Origin of the sequence: Denitratisoma sp. DHT3 (assembly GCF_007833355.1) — a bacterium.
Taxonomy (GTDB): domain Bacteria; phylum Pseudomonadota; class Gammaproteobacteria; order Burkholderiales; family Rhodocyclaceae; genus Denitratisoma.
This window is the reverse complement of the sequence record NZ_CP020914.1, coordinates 2,211,364-2,229,022: the sequence shown is the minus strand read 5'-3', so window position 1 is coordinate 2,229,022 and position 17,659 is coordinate 2,211,364. Positions and strand designations below refer to the sequence as shown.

Below are 17,659 nucleotides of genomic sequence, written 5' to 3'. Positions count from 1 at the left end.
TCCTGCCCCGAAGGACCACCGCGCAGGCCAGACCAGACCGACAAATCCACCAGAAATGTGTAATGGCCTCACCTACGCTGGGTGGCCGAATTAGCGATAGGGCATGCCCATACGCTGCAGTTCATCCCGCACCTTCAGCATGGAAGACTCGTATGCCGGACGGGGCTGAACGGTTTCGATGTCATAAGCTTCGACGAAGGGCAACTGCTTCGTTACCTGAGGCAGAAGCTCATCAACCTTGACCATAACCCGCTGGGCCAGTTCATTGGCTTCCTTTGCCGGCATGCCAGCGCAAACATCCATCATTTCTCCGATCAGTCGCGCCTCCAGGCCGGTATGTCCGGAAATCCAGGCATAGGACAATCCGCTGGCCACGGAGGTCAACACGACCGCCGCCGACTGCCACAGGGTCAAGGGAGTGCGCCAGGCATTGGTGATGCCCGAGATAGAGGTTCCCACAGCCAGTCCAAGGTGACGTTCAGAAGCACGGGCTGCGCCACTGAATGCCCAATGAGAAGGTCGCGTTGCCCATGTCCCATCCAGATGGCTGGGGAAGTAGCTCATGGAGCCGCCCTTGGCATAGCTGAGTTGCCCCAACGCGTTAGCCACCATTGTTACTGCGACCTCGGCGGCATCCCGACACAAACCGCCGATGCAGGACATCGAACTCATCCAGGGCTCGATCCCGGCGTTCTCGCAGTACTGGGAAAGCAGCAGCGGATTCCAGCTCATTTTCTGTTCGGGCATGATGTGAATGCCGATCTGGGTATTCAGATGGTCCCGATACCCACTGGCCATGACCGACATGGTGCCCGAGGGGGTGCTGGCGGTGCATAGCAGTCCCAGGTTCATGTTCAGACGGCCAGTGCGCTTCAGCGCCTCACGCAGGGCTTCCTGCTCCCAAAGGGCGATTTCCACTTCGGTCAGGGTACCGGCCTTCGGGTCAAGATCGCCAATGCGCGGTACGCCCGGACAAATCCCCAGGCCCTTTACATGACGCTCCTGGGCAAAGGACTGAACATAGGGAATGAACCACTCCGGTTCAGCGACTCCAGCAGGTCCACCGTAGTTTGTCGGGGCAAAGGTGTCTGTACTCTTGCGATGCCGCAGATACATCCGGTCCTCGCCTTTTCCAAAGGGAATGCAGGCTGGGTTCGCCTTGGACTCGGCCGCCAGTTGATAGAGTTCCTCCTTGGAGTACAGCATGATGCGCGAGGTCTGCTGATGAAACAGGCCGACCTCGGCCAGCAATTCGACGCCCGCATCAAAAATTGCATCTGCCGTGCGGTCATCCACCACAAGTTGGTTGGGGTCGTACTTGATGTTGTAGGTCTCCACCAGTTCCCTGACCTTGAAGGCCAGATCCAGGTCAAAGTCGTCGGTCTTGCCAACAGGTCCGGTGGTTGAGCGCCGCTGGAAATCAATGCTTGGAATCATTTCAGTTTGCCTCTTGAATGGGTGTGGGTTCGACCATCAGGTGCCATGGCGGCGGGAGTTGTACCACCAGCCGTGGTCGTAGGTTTGCGCGAGCTTGGCCTCCTCACCCACGTCCTTGCCCATCAGGCGCTTGCACAGTGGCACCGCTGAGATTGCATTGAGTGCCCAGCCATCGGCATCCATGGCGTCCGCCTTGTCGGCGGTACATTCCGTGCCGCCGATGATGACCTTGAAGCGATCCCGCAGCCCCATGTCCTTCAAATAACCCAAGACTTCTGGGCAATAGGGAATGGTCGTCACCAGGAAGGCGGACAGGCCGATGATGTCGGCGTTGTGCTCGACCGCTTTTTCGATGAAGTACTTGCTGTCCAGGTCGATGCCCAGCTTGATGACTTCGAATCCCGCCAACTCCAGTTGGGTTGTCACCAGCCCGTAGCCAATGGTGTGCAGATCGCCTTTGACTGCACCGATCACGACCGTTCCCATCTTCCCTTCCGAATTCGGCGGTAAGTGAGGCGTGATCAAGTCGATACAGGGCTCACCGACCTTGCCAGCCATCACCAGTTCTGCCAGAAAATACTCGCCGGCACCAAACTTGCGCCCGACCTCCTGCAAACCGGCAATGACCCCTTCCTTCAACATCGCAGTAGGATCAAGCCCTTCTGCAAGGCCTTCTTCCACCAGGGCAACGGCATCCTTTTTCTTCAGGCGCCAGACGGCCTCACGGATTGCCTCAATGCTGCTCATATGTCCACCTCATGTTGTTAAGTTATTGAAGGTTCGCGCTGAAAGACGCGGGTTTCTCTTTCTCACTCCTGAAGGAAGGGGACGCCGTGACGGATCGCCATCTCGGCCCGGCCCAGCTCATAGGCCAGATATGCCAAGTGATCCCGCCCCACTGCCCACCTCACCAGCATCTTGCGGATGCCCACAGAGTCACCCGTGAAGGCCACCCGCGGCAAGTCATCCACCATGACGGTAGCGCGAACACGCTTGTCCTTGATCATCGCCTCTATAACGAAGCAATATCCGGCGCCATCCTCTTCCCAGCTCTCGTCAGGACCGACCTCCTCAAATGTCAGATCCGGGAACTGCGTTTTTAATTCTTCGAGCTTCATTTTTCTCTCCATTAGGGTCGTTACGGAAATTCACCTGAATTTCGCAATGACTTCCTGGGAATAGCGCTCCAGATAGGCACGCTTTTCCTCCAAGGTCGTTCCTGGTTTGATTGTGAAAGCAAAGGGCAAGCTGACCATCCCTGTAGCCCCAGCGTCCTCCAGTCGCTTGATGTCGTCGATGCTGACATCCCCGTAGATAGGAACGATGTTGTTGAATTCCTTGTTCTGCGTTCCGTACTCGGTCCGCAACTTATTCAGGGTACTCAGGGTTTGCAGGGCCGCATCGACACTCTGTCCCGGCCCGATCCAACCATCGCCAATACGGGCAGCTCGACGCAAGGCGGGGCCGCTGATGCCGCCGATCAGGATGGGCACGGGTTTCTCTGGAACCGGCGTCATCATGATGCGTGGGAAATCGAAGAATTCGCCGTGGTGTTCGACGTACTGCCCCGTATAGAGCTTGCGCATCACCTCGATACACTCGTCATATCGCTTTCCGCGCGTGGCCCAATCCACGCCGAGCATCTCGAACTCTTCCTTCATCCAGCCGGCCCCGGCGCCCAGATGGATACGGCCATTGCTGAAATAGGCAACGCTTGACGTTGCCTTGGCCAGTTCAATCGGATTGCGTAAGGGAAGAATGAAAACGCATGTGCAGAAATGCAGATTCTTGGTCATAGCCGCCAACGTCGCAAATAGCGACCAACACTCAGGCCATACTGTGTCCTCCGTAAATGATGGAGGTTTTCCATCAGCCGAGTACAGGTAGGTGGAGTCCTGCTTCTCGGGGTGGATCAGATGATCGGGAAACAGCATCCCGTGGAAACCAAGACCATCGCATATCTTGGTCACATCAAGTATCTGGTCCCCTTCCGTCAGAAACAGTGATTGCCAGAACTGCATGAACATCTCCTTTGGTTGGCAGGCCCCATGGCTGACGCACGGTTTCCGCTTCTTGAATAGATACAGTACGATTCGTTTCGTAATTTAAAAAAATATACAGACCAGTGTCAACATTTTTTTAGCCTACAGCTAACGCATATCTCCAACATATTGATTACTAGTAGTATTATTTACATTCGATACGCCGTCGGGACATGACGAAATTGCAAGCTCATCTTACATTCGGTACTCGTGGTATCGTATTGAGAATGAGGAATGGATCTCTCACCCGGACAACAAGAACACAACCGAGCAACTGGGGATAACCCAAGACGGAGATATTCGATGAGCAAACAAAATGAAAGTGCTCACGGGGCGCAGCCGCCAGCAATAGTCGGCCGGCCTCGGTGCAGTGCTGCCGACAAGGCCATTCTGGATGCGACCTTAGCCTTGATAGGAGAGATCGGATATGACCGGCTCACCATCGCCTCAGTTGCCAGTCGCAGCCATGTCGGAAAGGCGACGATCTACCGACGGTGGTCATCAAAGCATTCCCTGGTGGCTGACGCCTTTGCGCACTTACCCCCCTTGGAACTGCCCGACACAGGGAATCTTCAGAAAGACATCGAAGGTCTGCTGCGTTCCTTTGTGACCCTCCTGACTGATTCCCCTCTGACTCTGGTATTGGCGGCACTAGGCAAGGAACGTCTTTTCGACGCTTCCCTCGGTGACCGCCTCGAACCAATATTCCAAGCCCGGCGCAACCTTTGCTTGAGCTACTGGAGCGTGCTGTGTCCAGGAAGGAGCTTTCCGATGGGATAGACATAGAGCATGCAGCCGACATCATCATCGGTCCCATCATCAATCGCTTGCTATTTACCAGACAGCCAATTCCCCACGTCGATATGGAACGCTATACCCAAGGGGCACTGCTTGGAATAAGCGGATTGAAACCGAACAAAACACAACAGGGCAAAGTATCAATCCAACCGGCTCACAGTGGGCCTAATGTTTCTACATCACATGAGAAAGGAAAAAATCAGTGCCAGCAATAATCTGCGGCTCGTTTGCCTACGACAACATCATGTCTTTCCATGATCGATTCAAGAGCCACATCCTGCCGGACAAGATTCACATGTTGAATGTGTCTTTCCTGGTTCCGGCGATGCGCCGGGAGTTTGGCGGATGCGCGGGAAACATCGCCTACAACCTCATGCTTCTCGGTGACCAGCCCCTGCCCGTGGGAACCGTCGGCAAGGACTTCGAGCCTTACCGCGAGTGGCTGCAAGACCTCGGCATCGACAGCCGCCATGTCATGACCCTGGACGACTGCTATACCGCCCAGGCCTTCATCACCACCGACATGGACGACAACCAGATCACCGCCTTTCACCCGGGTGCCATGAGCCATGCCCACCGGAACAATCTCAAGGACATCCAGCGTGGTCGCATCGGCATCGTCTCTCCCGACGGAAAGGAAGGCATGGTGGAACACGCCCGCCAATTCGCTGAACTGGGCACCCCTTTCATCTTCGACCCCGGCCAGGGCATGCCCATGTTCAATGGCGAGGAACTGCGTGACGTAATCGCCAAGTCCACCTGGGTCACGGTGAATGACTACGAATGGCAGTTGATGCAGGATCGAACCGGCTGGAAGGCTGTGGATGTTCTGCGCAACGCCGAGGCATTGATCGTGACCCTTGGCGGTCAGGGCTCCGTCATCCATACGCGGGACAAGACCTACGAGATACCGCCCGCGAAGGTCTCCGCCATCAATGACCCAACCGGATGCGGCGACGCCTACCGGGCCGGGCTGCTTCACGGTTTGCTCCATGGCATGGACTGGGAGATCACCGGTCGCATCGCCGGACTGATGGGGGCCATCAAGATCGAAAGCCCTGGTACCCAGAACCATCGCTTCACGGTTCCGGAGTTCAAGGCCCGCTTCAGGGAGACCTATCGGATTTCCAACGACTGACGCACGGCAACACGACAACCATTACCCCCAGGGAACGGCCCCACCGAGAGGGTCGTCCCTTCTACCCCAGGAGAAATCATGTCCAGTCCGAATCCCCAGGAAAATCAGGAAAAGGAATCCCACCGCGTCTGCTTCATGCCCATGGGCACCATGGCCGAAGTGGCCGCCGGCACAACCCTGAGAGATGCCGCCAAGGATCTTGGCGTCGCGATCGAGGCCGTATGCAACGGCCGGGGTTCCTGCTACAAGTGCCGAGTCCGCGTCCTTGAGGGCCACTTCGAGGATCACGATATCCGCTCCCACGGCGACAATCTTTCCAGCCATCGTCAGACGGAAAGCCGCCTGATTGAGAAAGGCAGAATGCGAGCCGACGAGCGCCTTTCCTGTCAGGCCCGAGTGCTTGGCGAACTGATGGTGTACATCCCGGACGAGTCCCGTCGTACCCATGCCGTGGTGAGGAAATCCCTGGGCCAACGGGAGATAAATGTGGATCCGATGGTGCGCAACTACCGGGTCGAACTGCCCCCCGCAACCCTGGCATCCCGGCTTGGCGACTGGGAGCGGCTGGCCGATATTCTGGAGGAACAGCAGGGCCTGGCCGCCATGAACATCGACCTCCATGCCCTGCGCACGCTGCCCCAGGCCCAACGTACCAACGGCGGCGTGCTGACCGTCACGGTCTGGAACGATTGCGAGGTGATCCGCATCGTCGGCGGCGAGCGCTTGGCCACCTATGGCATGGCGGTCGATCTGGGCACCACCACCATCGCCGCATATCTGTGCAGCCTGGAAACAGGCGAAGCCTTAGCCAGCGCTTCCGCCCTCAATCCCCAGGTGGGTCATGGCGATGACATCATGAACCGCATCGCCAGTTGCAATGGCTCCCTGAAACTGGCGGCCATGCAGAAAATGGTGGCCGATACCCTGAGCCAGCTGGCCCGGCAATTGGCTATGCAGGTATCCATCACTACCGATGACATCAGTGAGGTTGTGCTTGTTGCCAACACGGTGATGCACCACATCTTTCTAGGCATCGACCCCCATGCCCTTGGTGTGGTGCCATTCGCACCCACCGTCTGTCGCTCCGTGGACATCAAGGCTCGGGACCTGGGTATTTCCATCCTGCCCTCGGCAAACATCCATCTGATGCCGGTGGAAGCCGGTTTCGTCGGCAGCGACAATGTGGCCGTGGCCCTGGCCGAAGGCCCCCATACTGGGGAGGCCCTGCAACTGATCATTGACATAGGCACCAACGGCGAGTTGATCTTAGGAAACCAGGATCGCATGCTCTCGGCTTCCTGCCCCACGGGGCCGGCACTGGAAGGTGCCAACTTATCATTCGGTATGCGCGCCACACCAGGAGCTATCGAACGCGTGCGTATCGACCCCACCACGAGGGAGCTGCGTTTTCGCGTTATCGGCAACCCCTACTGGAGCAACAAGATCGCGGCCAATGAAATCGGCGCCCTGGGTATCTGCGGTTCTGCCGTGATCGACATTGTTGCCGAACTCCTCAACGCCGGGCTAATCGACCACAGTGGCCGTTTTGTCGAGGAAATAGGCAGCGAGCGCTTACGTCGAGATACTGACGGTAGACTGGAATTCGTCATCGCCTGGGCGACCCAGACTGGCATAGGCCGCGATATCTGCTTCACCCAAGCCGACATCCGAGCTGTGCAGTTGGCAAAAGGCGCTCTCTACGCTGGAGCTCAAGTTTTACTTCGTAAATTCGGCCGACAGCAGCCAGATAAAGTGCTTATCGCAGGCGCTTTCGGTAGTGTCATTGACTTGGGCCGCGCTTTGGCAATCGGCATGTTTCCGGACTCAGGCCTGGAAAACATCTTGTCCGTGGGTAATGCCGCAGGCGACGGCGCCCGCATCGCCCTGCTCGACGCCCGCCGCCGCGCCGAGGCTGACCAGATCGCCCGGTTGGTGGAATATATTGAGCTCACCGCTGACCCCCATTTCAACCAGGACTTCGTGGACGCAACTTTACTGCCCCATGCCGAAGACGACTTTCCATCCCTGAAGGGTAGCCTGGCAGGGCAACGGCCAAACCCGGCGGAGCATGCATGATGATCAATCGCCTGGCAGACCGAAAACTCATAGTAGACGGGAATGAACTTCATCATCTGATGGGCTATCCCCATGGTCAGCCGATAAGTCCTCCAATTCAGGAAGTCATCGATCAGCAGCTAGCCCAATTGAACGGGCTGGCACAACCTTGGGGAACTTGGTTGGAAATCCCCATCGAATGTATTGATGGGGAGCAGATTCGACTCACGGGTCAGGCCTGTCTGCGCAGCCAACGACTGAGCAAGATTTTGCGCAAATCCAGTGCTATCCGCCTCATTCTAGCTACCCTAGGGCCCCGCGTCAGCGAAAAGGTCCGGCAGTACACAGACGATGGCGACATGCTGGAGGCCTTGGCGTTAGACAGCGCGGCTACGACTGCGATCAGCTCTATGATGGAAGGGTTGCAAGCTGATTCCTACAGGGACGCTAGCAGCAGGAGTTTTGGCAGCACACTCCGCTATGGCCCAGGCTATACCGGATGGAAGATTGGCGACATCGAGGTACTTTTCGATTACCTGCCCAAGGGGCAGGTACCTGTAAGGCTCAATGATCAACACATGATGATCCCCGAGAAAAGCCTGCTCGCAATCGTTGGGCTGGTGCCTGGTGGCCGCTCCGAATCTCCTGAGGTTGATCCCTGCCGGATTTGTGATCTTAAGAACTGCGTCTTGCGCAAGCAACCCTATGGCGGATCCCGGAAGTTGGACTGAGTCATATCAGCTGACTCGCGAACCAGGCCATGATCCCCGTAGTTAGCCAAACAGTGAGGCCCTTACGGACCAATCCCAGCCCTCGATGTAGATCCCTGGCAATAGGATTCCTGCCAGCTCCTAAAAGCGGCCGTTGCTCACCAACGCCCTGATAGCTTGCAGTGCCACCGAGAATAAGCCCCAGACTTCCGGCACCTGACGCCATTACCGGTCCTGCATTAGGGCTATCCCAAGTGTGTGCCTGATGCCGCCAGCTGGTGATCGCCTGCGTGGTATTTCCCAGCAGGGCATAAGTCAAGGCCGTCAGCCGTGCGGGCAGCCAGTTCAGCGCATCGTCCAGTCGGGCTGCCGCCCAGCCAAAGTTGCGATAGCGCGGACTCTTGTAGCCCCACATGGCATCTAAGGTGTTGGCCAGGCGAAACAGCACCGCCCCCGGCCCTCCTAGCAAGGCAAACCAGAACAGGGCACCGAACACAGCGTCGTTTCCGTTCTCCAGCGTGGTTTCCAGTGCGGCCCGCGTCACTCCATCGGCATCCAGCACTGCCGTATCCCGAGAAACGATCCGCCCCAGCGAGACACGTGCGGTGGTAAGGTCGCCCGCCTCCAGCGGATGAATCACGGCGAGCACATGCTGTTCTAGGCTGCGGGCGCCCAGACTGAAATACAAGCACAGGCATGATGCCAGCCAACCCAGCCCCCACGGTAGACGGCACAAGGCTAGGGCTAGCAGGCTCAGGGGGACCACGGCGAGCAACCAAGCCGACAGGCCGAGAATCTGGCCATGGCGCGGGATGGCGTTTTCCACCCGCCAGCGCGCCTCGATCGCGCCTGCCAAGCGGCCAAACCCCACCAGGGGATGCCATTGTCGGGGTTCCCCCAGCCATCGATCTAACATCACTGCTCCGATGGCAGCCAGCAGCAACAATCCGCTATTCATAGATTTCTCCAACATCGGAGCAGATTGTATGCGCACTCATAATAGAAACTTATCGAGACACTCGTGGAACTTTGACATACCACATTTGTGGAATTGATAATCAGCGTGGTAACACACCTCGCTAGCTAAGGGAACACGGTGCGAAACCGTGGCGGGCCCGCCGCTGTGACCGGGGACGCTGCCTGCATGGTCCATGACCAACCACTGTGGTAATAATCATCCACGGGAAGGTGCGGGCAAGGCGAATGATCCGGGAGTCAGAAGACCTGCCGGCGAGTGATCCAATCAACGTCCTACTGGGCCATGGCTGGAAACCGTACCCATGTCTTGGACTGTCAACTGGAGAATCGGATGCATTCATTTAGCAAAATTGGCGCCGACTTGCGCCCGCTTCAGACTACCTTTGATGAAGCCTTGCAACGCAAAATTGATCTCAAAACCAAGCCAAAGGGAGCCTTGGGACGGTTAGAAGAACTGGCCCTACAACTCGGTCGCATCCAGAATACGCTGTCACCAGAAATTGTTGCCCCTCATCTGTTGGTTTTCGCAGGCGATCATGGCGCTGCTCAAGAAGGCATATCTGCCTATCCTCAAGAAGTCACCTGGCAAATGGTGGAAAACTTCCTGGCGGGTGGTGCTGCAATTAACGTATTCGCTCGCCAGTTGGGCTGGTCTTTGCAAGTGGTTGATGCAGGCGTCGCTCATGTCTTTGGAAAACGAACAGGCCTTATAGATGCCAAGATTGCTCCTGGAACTGCCAGTTACCTGGAAGGACCTGCCATGACCGACGCCCAATGCCATGCGGCGATCGAAATAGGAAGTGAGCTTGTTCGACAGTTGATCCAAAACGGATGCAATGTATTAGCTTGTGGAGAAATGGGAATTGGCAATACCGCTTCAGCTTCATTGATCACCCATTACCTAGCCCCTGCCCCATTGAATTCCTGTATCGGCCCCGGGACTGGACTCGACGATGTCGGCCTTATACGCAAGCAGGAATTACTCTCTGTAGCCGCATCCCGCTATCGTGGAAATTCCGATCCCTTGGCGATCCTAACCCACTTTGGCGGCTTCGAAATCGCGATGATGACAGGTGCACTACTCGCCGCTGGCGAAGCCGGTGTATTGATCATAGTAGACGGATTCATCGTCACTGCCTCCCTGCTTATAGCTGCTAGGCTTCAACCTCACCTGCTAGATTATTGTGTTTTTGCCCATGGATCAGAAGAACCCGGGCATAAGATTCAGATGGGTGCCCTAGGTAAAAGACCATTACTGAATCTTGGCATGCGTTTAGGCGAGGGGACTGGCGCAGCGTTGGCATTACCACTCATTCAAGCAGCAGCAAATTTCCTGGTGCAGATGGCCAGCTTCGAGTCTGCCGGTGTCTCCGAAACAACTATCTGACGGGTGATGATCCCTTAGTGCTTTCACCATGGCCAAATATCAGTCCCAACGCACTTTATCTTCCTTATCTTCGCTAACACCACTGCACCATGGCGGCCGATTAAGACAAGCATCCTTACAGTGGGATATACCCATCCACCAGTGGGTAGACTTATCCACTGGCATATCACCATTCTCTTATCCTGCCTCACCGCCGCCCAGCAATTGTTGGCAACGTTTACCTGAGGAAGACGATGAACTTCAGACTGTGGCACGCAAATATTACGAACTGACAGAGGATCAGTCTTTATTACCCGTGGCTGGATCTCAGGCAGCGATCCAGGCCTTACCTCGCTTGCGTACTCCTTGCCGTGTAGCCGTGCAAGCACCAAGTTACGCAGAGCATTTGAGAGCCTGGCACCGAGAAGCCCATCAAGTGCGGACTTTCTCTCCAGAATCATTAGATGATGTGGCGACGAATGCCGATGTGGTAGTTGTTATCAATCCGAATAACCCAACCGGTCATCGGCATTCCTCCGATAAGCTGTTAGCTGTCGCTCACAAGTTGAATCGACGTGGAGGCTGGCTTGTAATCGACGAAGCTTTTGCTGACGTTGATCCAACAGGAAGTTTAATATCCAATGTCGGTGCCAACTGTCCTAGCCTGATAGTGCTGCGTTCTCTCGGCAAGTTCTTTGGTTTGGCAGGGGCGAGAGTTGGTTTTGTCATCGGACCGGCGTCATTACTCACCATTCTGGGTGATCAATTGGGGCCTTGGTCCATAGCCCATCCATGCCGCCACGTTGCAGTGCAGGCACTTACCGACCAGCCCTGGCAATTCAACCAACGCCGCCGACTGGTTCAGGCCAGCCAGAGACTGGCGGCAATATTAGCCAGCTTTGGCCTCAAGGGAAACACGACCAGCAGCCTATTCCACTACATTCCAAGGAACGATGCTGCAAGGCTCCATCATGCCTTGGCGCGCCAGGGTATCCTTGCTCGTCTTTTTGATAGCCCACCAGCCCTACGTATAGGGTTGCCTGGTGATGAGGAACAATGGCAACGACTGAGTTTCGCACTTGACCATATCGACCACCATCCATGAAGACGCTTCTTGCCACGTTCCCGCTGCTAATCCTCATATTGTGCCAGACAGCTACCGGAGCCACGTCCCCTGTTACCCTAGTGGACGATGCAGGCTACACCCTAAAGTTGGACAGCCCGGCCAAGCGCATTGTTAGCTTGGCACCTCACGTAACAGAATTGGTCTATGCAGCTGGAGCCGGCAGCCGGCTTGTTGGAGCAGTACAGTACAGTACCTATCCGGAAGCGGCCAAAAAGCTGCCACTGGTTGGTGGCTATACCCGATTTGACGCAGAGACTATCCTAAGTCTGAAACCAGATCTTGTAATAGGCTGGGTCAGCGGCAATCCGAAGGAACAAGTCGAGCGTTTGCGCCAACTTGGTCTCAAGATATTCCTCACCCAGCCTGATCAAATTGACGATGTAGCGCGCAACATCGATCAAATCGGCATCTTGGCAGGCACTAGCGCTATCGCCCGAACCGAATCAGCGCGCTTCCGTAATCGTCATAAGACCATGGCTATCCGATATGCCACACAGCCACCTGTTCGGGTGTTCTATCAAGTATGGAAGAATCCATTGATGACCATTGGTGGTCAACAGATCATTAGCAATGTTCTTACACTTTGCGGCGGAAAAAATATATTCGCTCAGTTCGGCACCCTCGCCCCCATAGTCACCGAGGAAGCAGTACTGGCAGAAAATCCTGAAGTGATTATCGCATCGGGCATGGACGAATCCAGACCTGAATGGCTAGAAGATTGGCGGCGATGGGCAAGCATGACAGCCGTATCCCGGAACAATCTGTTTCATATTCCACCTGAATTGATTCAACGCCATACTCCACGACTACTAGATGGAGCAGAGAAGGTATGCCAGTATCTCGAGCAGGCGCGAAGTAACCACGGATTATAGTTTTTAGGTTAAATTTAGCCGGAGTCCACCTATGTCAAGTTAATTCAGATCTTTTATTTCGGTGACTCTCAATTCAAGCACTGGCACGCCTGCCATTCCCATGACAAATTGAACTATGCCGTCATCCAGCCCCATTTCCCCTCCATAGGCGTGAGGGGGGCTTCTTACAATCCCTTGGCAGTCTTTTCCATTCCATAGATTGAAGGAACCCACCATGGCCACCAAGAAACCCGCCGCAAAACCTGCAGCCAAGCCTGCCAAGAAACCGGCCGCCAAGGCCCCCGCCAAGAAGGTAGTCGCCAAGCCGGCCACCAAGGCCGCCCCCGCCGCGATCAAACCCATCAAGACCGCCTTCAACAAGACCACCTTGACCGCCTTCCTGGCGGAAACCTCGGGGGTCGAGGCCAAGGAGGTAAAGAAGGTCATGGCCGCCTTGGAGGCTGCCGCCCTGGCATCGGTCAGCAAGAAGGGGCTGGGCGAATTCCTGCTGCCGGGACTTCTCAAGGTCGTGGCCCAGAAGGTGCCCGCCAAGCCCAAGCGCAAGGGAATCAATCCCTTCACCAAGGAAGAGCAGTGGTTCGCCGCCAAGCCGGCCACCGTGAAGCTGCGGATTCGTCCCCTAAAGAAACTGAAGGACGCTGCCCTCTAAGCGTCTCCGCAGGGCCGCCCGATGGGCGGCCCTTTACTCTCAGCCTTTTCTTCAGCTGTTCTGGGCAAGACTCTTACGAGTCCTTCTCTTGCCGTTCTTCCCAGTGGTGAATTCCCACAATACCCAGGACGATCAGGCCCACGACTACCGCCAGGATGCCCAGTCCCATCAGGGTTTGTTGAAGATCCATTTGATTCTTCCTTTCTCAGATCCATAGATTCCTGCGTTTCACCGCCGACCAGCTTTCCCTGTATTGACGGCCGAAGAGTCCTTGAATGGGCTTCAGATCGGCTGTCCAGAGTCGCGATCTCCCCCGCCTCCGTTCCCGCTGGAATAGCGCTTCCTGGCCCGTCGCCCGGTCCGCCCTCAACTTCCCTCCAAATGATCCCAATTCGTCACATGATGGGCCGAGGGCGGATTGGCAATCCCCCAGACCCGCTGCAGGCCTGCCGTCACTAACTGGGGAACCTCCAGCATGGGCGCTTCCTGGACGATTTCCTCCCCAGTGACCCCATTGACTACCCGAACCTCAGCCAGCCCCGTCTCAAAATTCCGGCTGACCTCCACCTGGAACCGTTCCCGCTTGGGCAGTGCCCGGGGCCGTTTGAGCGGAAGTCCTGAAGCCCGGGACAGAATCTCCAGCATCAGCTTGTTGGCCAGCCCCGCAAAGGGCCGTCGCAGGAACTCACAGCCCGTCGCTTCAGCCACGTACAAGGCCACCGCTGCCGAACGAGAAATCCCCGCCCGGCAATGCACCTTGAGATCATGGGCTATGGGAGAGGCATGGAGCCGCTCGACGAACCCGATGACCTCCTGGCCCTGGGCATCGTCAAACAGGACCCAGTCGGCGTAGTCCTGGCTATCCACATCATGAAACGCCAGCCGCAGGATTTCCGGAAACACCGCCAGCGGGGCCATTCCGGATTCGGGTTCGTTAATGGAAATCACCGCCGTTGCCTCCTCCACCGTCAGGACTTCCGCCTTGCGCCGGGGAATAAAGTCCACACTCAGGATCGTCATGAGGGGTCTTCCTCCTTGTTTAGACCGGTATCCGGGTGTTTTGCTATGTGGTGGGGAAACGCCACTTGGAACATCACCCACCAGCCCCGAAGACATCCCACCGTCAGCCCCAAGGCCCCCAGCAGGATCAGGACTTCGCTCAGGCCCTGGGCCCAGGCCGGGCGATGGCCAGCATAGTCTGTCGTCCCCATCAGCAGGGCCACCCCCAGGGCCATGAGAACTGCCGCCCCCAGAAACGCCGGCAGCAAGACCCCACAGGCCGCCCGGAAGGGGCGCAAGCCGGTTTTAAGTCCTGATTGGAATTCATCCTTCAGTGTCATCACGGTTTCTCTCCTTGTTTGCCCTCGATGAATTGGCTGATAACCACCAGGCCCAGCCAGACCAGACCCATGAGGCCCGTGCCGATCCACACGCCCGTGCTTTCAGTGGCGCTGGCCAGGATCACCAGACACAGCATTACCGCGCCCCCGATGAGTCCCACCTGACCCACCAAGTTCGGAGCATGGGGTTGGGTGGTATGAGGGGCGGTAGGCTTGCCCGTGGGGGGAGCGGGCACCGTGGGGACATTACGCTGGGTCTTCATGCCGCCACCTCCCCAGCTCGATAGTCCTCACTCTGCCGCTGCTTGGCCAGGACCTCCAGTTCCAGCTGATCCAGCCATTCCTGGGGAGATAGGCTCTCACCCAACAGCAGGCACTGGCGCTTCACCGTCGCAAAATCCCCCGGGGTCAGGTTCTTCATGAGGATCAACCGCTCTTCGTAGTCCGCCTGCTGGGAGGGGCTCAGGGGCTTGTTCCTCAGGTCCGCCTCATTCAGGAACATTTCCCAGCGCTGCTCGAAATTCAGGGGCAGGAACTCCAGCTTGAAGGTAAAGCGTCGCAGGGCGGCAATGTCCAGATGGGAGTACAGATTGGTGGCACAGATGAAGATTCCCTCGAAGCACTCTATCTGCTGCAGGAGTTCATTGACGATGGAGACCTCCCACTGGTGCCGACTGCGAGTACGATCCGCCAGAAAGGAGTCCGCCTCGTCCAGCAACAGGATGGCTCCTTCCTCCTCGGCCTGATCGAAGGCCTCGCTCATCCGCTTCTCCGACTCCCCCACATACTTGTCGAAGAGCTCCGAGGCCCGCTTGGTCAGGAGGGGGTAGCCCAGTTCCTGGGCCAGGTGCTCGGCGAATTGGGTCTTGCCGGTCCCGGGCAGGCCGTACAGGCACAGACTTGCCTGGGGCCGTAGGCGCAGTGACTGGAGAATCTTGGCCGGACCGAACCTTCCCGCGGAGTTGAGATAGTCCAGGCTGTACTGGGTGACCGGCATCCGGGCTTCATCCTTGTTCTTCCGGGCCAGGGCCTTCTGGCTGCGCTGGGCTGCCAGAAGCAGATGGCGGGCGTAGGTACGCCGGGAGCGGCCAGCCGTGATCTTCGCCAGGGACTTGGCCGAGCTCACCTGCTGTTCCGAGAGGCCTTCCAGCTTGACCAGTTCCAGCTTGGTACGGGGGGCCACCGGCAGGGTCTCGATCAGGGACTCCACCATGACCTTCCGGTCTGCCCGGGTGCCCTTGAGGGCTTCGGCATGGAACAGGAAGCGACCCAGGGTCTCCGGGTGGAGACGGTTGGCCTCATGGCTCAGCCACAGGGTGGGGATGGGGTTCTCTCCCAGGAGGCGCTGATCCAGGGGCTGGGCATCCGCAGCTTCATCCAAAAAACCCATGAAACCGAAGACCTCCGGATAGACCCGGGTCAGCACGCTCTGGGCCTTCTCCACCACCAGGACCGTCCGTTCCGGACGCTGGGCCAGGAGGCGCTGGGCCATCATCACCGCAGTGGGCCGATCTCCATCGGGAATGTCGGGGTTGAGGGTATAGGGGATGGCGCCGGAGGCCAGGATCAGGCCCCGGGCCAGGCGATGCTTGTCCCGGGCGGTCTTGCCGTAGAGCAAGGCATTGATGCCCAGCAGGCCTACCTCCCGGGGAAGCAGCAGGGCTTCCAGGATTTCCCGGTCCTCAGGGGGCAGTCGGGAGGTTTCTCCCGAGGACCCCTGGGGTTCCAGGGGCTGGAGGATGCAGGTGGTGAGGGGGATGCCGGTGTTGATCAGCAGTTCTGCCCAGAACTCCGAGAGGGAGGGATGGGTCTGGGTGGTGTGGAACATCCGGGTCCCGGCCAGTCGCCCCCGGGACGAGAGGGCGGTACTGAGGGTTTTAGCGTCCATCTCCAGGGTGATCTGCCAGAACTGGTTCCGATCAACCCGCTGTTCGCAGAAAAGACGGGTGAAGAGTTGCAGGGGAGGATGGACGGTGCAGCACAGGGCGTAGCGCAGCACCTGGGTTTCCGCCGGGGAGAAGGCCATCAGGGCCGACAGGATTTCGAGTCGGCCAGTGGCGCTGTCTTCCCCGGCGTCGATTTCCTCGGCCAGGGCACGACGGTAGGCTTCCAGGAAGTTCTCGCAGGTCTGGGCGTATTTGGTGGGGTCCTGCTGAAAGCTGTCATGGAGTTCCAGGCCTTCCGCCAGACTGCGGGCCAGATCGGCGGACAGGGCCATGGGGACCTGACTGCGCAGGGTCTCGATGAGTTTCAGGACCTCGTCGTGCTGGGCATAGCGGGCATTGACGGCGCTGGTGATGCGCAAGATGGACTCGGGCCATTTCACGACCCGCTGCAGGGCCGCATAGTGGGCGGCGAACAGCAGGGGTTCCCGCTGGAGGTGGCTCAAGGTCTCGGGATCGGCGCCGATGCGCAGGGGAAAGCGGGCGACATCAGGGAGGAAGGTCATATCAGCGACTCCTGAGGATGTTGGGGGTACAGGGGACGGCGTTGGACCCGGACGACGCCGGCGGGTGGGTTCAGGCGTTGGGCGACCTTGACCTGGTAGTCGATGTAGTGCTGAAGTTCCCTGGCATCGGCCAGGATCCGGGGGGGCTGGCCGCCGTACTGGAGGACCAGATGGGGGTAGGTCTCATCCAGATATGGGTAGGACTGCCAGGACACATGGGCGCCGGTCTGGTAGTCCAGAAAACTGACATTCGGCAGCATGTGGAAGTGTGGCAGGTCGTTCATCTTTTGCAGGGCATCCCCAATGTCCTTCGAAGACAGGGGCGTTTCCAGAAACTCCAGCCAGAGGGGCATCTCGGGGGTCGCTTCGGGGAGCTGGGTGGGACGACGGTGGCGATACCAGGACAGGCCACGATTGAAGAGTGTCCGGGCGCTAAAACCCAGGGCCAGGAGACCGAGGGTGTGCAAAAGAGTCATGTCGTTCATTTTGGTATTCCTCAGGGAAGACGGTGTTCGGGGAGCGGGATGAGCACCTTGCGGGCACCCGGCGTGACTTTGCTTGTTGGGGGTGAGGACTGGGAATGCGTGGGTAATGGATTCATGGTGAGATTTCCTTTGGATCATGGGTTTTGAGACCTTGGCATCAGTGTGGTGGGGTCAGTGGCTCATGACATGCACCTGACCTGTCACATTGATTCCG

The 17,659-nt window shown here is 57.6% G+C and carries 19 protein-coding genes and 1 riboswitch; of the genes, 9 read left to right on the top strand and 10 right to left on the bottom strand.

What is annotated here, in order from left to right:
* Nucleotides 1-90: 90 nt before the first annotated feature.
* The 4 genes from B9N43_RS10305 to B9N43_RS10290 form a co-directional block, all read right to left on the bottom strand.
* Nucleotides 91-1,437, bottom strand: coding sequence for a monomethylamine:corrinoid methyltransferase (locus tag B9N43_RS10305; RefSeq protein WP_145842117.1), 1,347 nt, complete (start codon nt 1,435-1,437; stop codon nt 91-93).
* 36 nt (nt 1,438-1,473) lie between these two features.
* The gene (locus B9N43_RS10300; protein WP_145842116.1) at nt 1,474-2,184 is read right to left on the bottom strand and encodes a B12-binding domain-containing protein; all 711 of its coding nucleotides are present in this window, start codon (nt 2,182-2,184) and stop codon (nt 1,474-1,476) included.
* A gap of 62 nt (nt 2,185-2,246) precedes the next feature.
* Nucleotides 2,247-2,555, bottom strand: coding sequence for a hypothetical protein (locus B9N43_RS10295; protein ID WP_145842115.1), 309 nt, complete (start codon nt 2,553-2,555; stop codon nt 2,247-2,249).
* A 30-nt stretch (nt 2,556-2,585) separates the two neighbouring features.
* Nucleotides 2,586-3,458 (bottom strand): TIGR03619 family F420-dependent LLM class oxidoreductase, encoded by an 873-nt coding sequence (locus tag B9N43_RS10290; RefSeq protein ID WP_186453770.1) that lies wholly within the window; start codon nt 3,456-3,458, stop codon nt 2,586-2,588.
* A gap of 324 nt (nt 3,459-3,782) precedes the next feature.
* Here B9N43_RS10290 and B9N43_RS10285 point away from each other — a divergent pair, with 324 nt between their 5' ends.
* The 5 genes from B9N43_RS10285 (at nt 3,783) to B9N43_RS10265 (ending at nt 8,201) form a co-directional block, all read left to right on the top strand.
* Nucleotides 3,783-4,259, top strand: coding sequence for a TetR/AcrR family transcriptional regulator (locus B9N43_RS10285; RefSeq protein ID WP_186453769.1), 477 nt, complete (start codon nt 3,783-3,785; stop codon nt 4,257-4,259).
* Nucleotides 4,229-4,492 carry a TetR-like C-terminal domain-containing protein gene (locus tag B9N43_RS17775; RefSeq protein ID WP_186453768.1) on the top strand — a complete coding sequence of 88 codons (264 nt, stop codon included), beginning with the start codon at nt 4,229-4,231 and terminating at the stop codon, nt 4,490-4,492. The genes B9N43_RS10285 and B9N43_RS17775 overlap by 31 nt, the downstream gene beginning before the upstream one ends.
* A complete protein-coding gene (locus B9N43_RS10275) occupies nt 4,480-5,415 on the top strand; it encodes a carbohydrate kinase family protein (RefSeq protein ID WP_145842112.1) in 936 nt (311 codons plus the stop codon). The genes B9N43_RS17775 and B9N43_RS10275 overlap by 13 nt, the downstream gene beginning before the upstream one ends.
* Nucleotides 5,416-5,493: 78 nt before the next feature.
* Nucleotides 5,494-7,491: an ASKHA domain-containing protein gene (locus tag B9N43_RS10270; RefSeq protein WP_145842111.1), complete on the top strand. Its 1,998-nt coding sequence runs from the start codon at nt 5,494-5,496 to the stop codon at nt 7,489-7,491.
* On the top strand, nt 7,488-8,201 hold the full coding sequence (locus B9N43_RS10265) for a hypothetical protein (RefSeq protein WP_145842110.1): 714 nt from the start codon (nt 7,488-7,490) through the stop codon (nt 8,199-8,201). Before B9N43_RS10270 ends, B9N43_RS10265 begins: the two co-directional genes overlap by 4 nt.
* Nucleotide 8,202: 1 nt before the next feature.
* Here the strand turns inward: B9N43_RS10265 and cbiB are convergent, their stop codons facing one another.
* A complete protein-coding gene (gene cbiB / locus B9N43_RS10260; protein ID WP_145842109.1) occupies nt 8,203-9,138 on the bottom strand; it encodes an adenosylcobinamide-phosphate synthase CbiB in 936 nt (311 codons plus the stop codon).
* 84 nt (nt 9,139-9,222) lie between these two features.
* Nucleotides 9,223-9,427, top strand: a riboswitch (cobalamin riboswitch).
* A gap of 62 nt (nt 9,428-9,489) precedes the next feature.
* Here cbiB and cobT point away from each other — a divergent pair.
* From cobT to B9N43_RS10240, 4 genes are all read left to right on the top strand, one after another.
* Nucleotides 9,490-10,545, top strand: coding sequence for a nicotinate-nucleotide--dimethylbenzimidazole phosphoribosyltransferase (gene cobT / locus B9N43_RS10255; RefSeq protein ID WP_145842108.1), 1,056 nt, complete (start codon nt 9,490-9,492; stop codon nt 10,543-10,545).
* A 28-nt stretch (nt 10,546-10,573) separates the two neighbouring features.
* Complete coding sequence (gene cobD, locus B9N43_RS10250; protein ID WP_145842107.1) at nt 10,574-11,629, top strand: threonine-phosphate decarboxylase CobD; 1,056 nt, start codon at nt 10,574-10,576, stop codon at nt 11,627-11,629.
* Entirely contained in the window at nt 11,626-12,522 is an 897-nt protein-coding gene (locus B9N43_RS10245) for a cobalamin-binding protein (protein WP_145842106.1), read from the top strand. Before cobD ends, B9N43_RS10245 begins: the two co-directional genes overlap by 4 nt.
* Before the next feature lie 214 nt (nt 12,523-12,736).
* Nucleotides 12,737-13,171, top strand: coding sequence for an HU family DNA-binding protein (locus B9N43_RS10240; protein WP_145842105.1), 435 nt, complete (start codon nt 12,737-12,739; stop codon nt 13,169-13,171).
* A 366-nt stretch (nt 13,172-13,537) separates the two neighbouring features.
* Here B9N43_RS10240 and B9N43_RS10235 read toward each other — a convergent pair whose 3' ends face one another.
* From B9N43_RS10235 to B9N43_RS10215, 5 genes are read right to left on the bottom strand one after another with little or no spacing between them, the layout of a single operon-like run.
* Nucleotides 13,538-14,191 carry a hypothetical protein gene (locus tag B9N43_RS10235; protein WP_145842104.1) on the bottom strand — a complete coding sequence of 218 codons (654 nt, stop codon included), beginning with the start codon at nt 14,189-14,191 and terminating at the stop codon, nt 13,538-13,540.
* Entirely contained in the window at nt 14,188-14,514 is a 327-nt protein-coding gene (locus tag B9N43_RS10230; RefSeq protein ID WP_145842103.1) for a hypothetical protein, read from the bottom strand. The genes B9N43_RS10235 and B9N43_RS10230 overlap by 4 nt, the downstream gene beginning before the upstream one ends.
* Entirely contained in the window at nt 14,511-14,774 is a 264-nt protein-coding gene (locus B9N43_RS10225; protein ID WP_145842102.1) for a hypothetical protein, read from the bottom strand. Before B9N43_RS10225 ends, B9N43_RS10230 begins: the two co-directional genes overlap by 4 nt.
* Nucleotides 14,771-16,960: an ATP-binding protein gene (locus B9N43_RS10220; RefSeq protein WP_145842101.1), complete on the bottom strand. Its 2,190-nt coding sequence runs from the start codon at nt 16,958-16,960 to the stop codon at nt 14,771-14,773. Before B9N43_RS10220 ends, B9N43_RS10225 begins: the two co-directional genes overlap by 4 nt.
* Nucleotides 16,957-17,445, bottom strand: coding sequence for a hypothetical protein (locus B9N43_RS10215; RefSeq protein ID WP_145842100.1), 489 nt, complete (start codon nt 17,443-17,445; stop codon nt 16,957-16,959). The genes B9N43_RS10220 and B9N43_RS10215 overlap by 4 nt, the downstream gene beginning before the upstream one ends.
* Between the last annotated feature and the right edge of the window lie 214 nt (nt 17,446-17,659).

Excerpts from the sequence above, each read along its gene's own strand:
- cobT (WP_145842108.1), top strand. The coding sequence starts at position 9,490 with ATGCATTCATTTAGCAAAATTGGCGCCGACTTGCGCCCGCTTCAGACT.
- B9N43_RS10295 (WP_145842115.1), bottom strand. The coding sequence starts at position 2,555 with ATGAAGCTCGAAGAATTAAAAACGCAGTTCCCGGATCTGACATTTGAG.
- B9N43_RS10240 (WP_145842105.1), top strand. The coding sequence starts at position 12,737 with ATGGCCACCAAGAAACCCGCCGCAAAACCTGCAGCCAAGCCTGCCAAG.
- B9N43_RS10265 (WP_145842110.1), top strand. The coding sequence starts at position 7,488 with ATGATGATCAATCGCCTGGCAGACCGAAAACTCATAGTAGACGGGAAT.
- cbiB (WP_145842109.1), bottom strand. The coding sequence starts at position 9,138 with ATGAATAGCGGATTGTTGCTGCTGGCTGCCATCGGAGCAGTGATGTTA.
- B9N43_RS10305 (WP_145842117.1), bottom strand. The coding sequence starts at position 1,437 with ATGATTCCAAGCATTGATTTCCAGCGGCGCTCAACCACCGGACCTGTT.
- B9N43_RS10290 (WP_186453770.1), bottom strand. The coding sequence starts at position 3,458 with ATGCAGTTCTGGCAATCACTGTTTCTGACGGAAGGGGACCAGATACTT.
- B9N43_RS10270 (WP_145842111.1), top strand. The coding sequence starts at position 5,494 with ATGTCCAGTCCGAATCCCCAGGAAAATCAGGAAAAGGAATCCCACCGC.
- B9N43_RS10285 (WP_186453769.1), top strand. The coding sequence starts at position 3,783 with ATGAGCAAACAAAATGAAAGTGCTCACGGGGCGCAGCCGCCAGCAATA.
- B9N43_RS10220 (WP_145842101.1), bottom strand. The coding sequence starts at position 16,960 with ATGACCTTCCTCCCTGATGTCGCCCGCTTTCCCCTGCGCATCGGCGCC.
- B9N43_RS10235 (WP_145842104.1), bottom strand. The coding sequence starts at position 14,191 with ATGACGATCCTGAGTGTGGACTTTATTCCCCGGCGCAAGGCGGAAGTC.
- B9N43_RS10215 (WP_145842100.1), bottom strand. The coding sequence starts at position 17,445 with ATGAACGACATGACTCTTTTGCACACCCTCGGTCTCCTGGCCCTGGGT.
- cobD (WP_145842107.1), top strand. The coding sequence starts at position 10,574 with ATGGCCAAATATCAGTCCCAACGCACTTTATCTTCCTTATCTTCGCTA.
- B9N43_RS10225 (WP_145842102.1), bottom strand. The coding sequence starts at position 14,774 with ATGAAGACCCAGCGTAATGTCCCCACGGTGCCCGCTCCCCCCACGGGC.
- B9N43_RS10245 (WP_145842106.1), top strand. The coding sequence starts at position 11,626 with ATGAAGACGCTTCTTGCCACGTTCCCGCTGCTAATCCTCATATTGTGC.
- B9N43_RS10300 (WP_145842116.1), bottom strand. The coding sequence starts at position 2,184 with ATGAGCAGCATTGAGGCAATCCGTGAGGCCGTCTGGCGCCTGAAGAAA.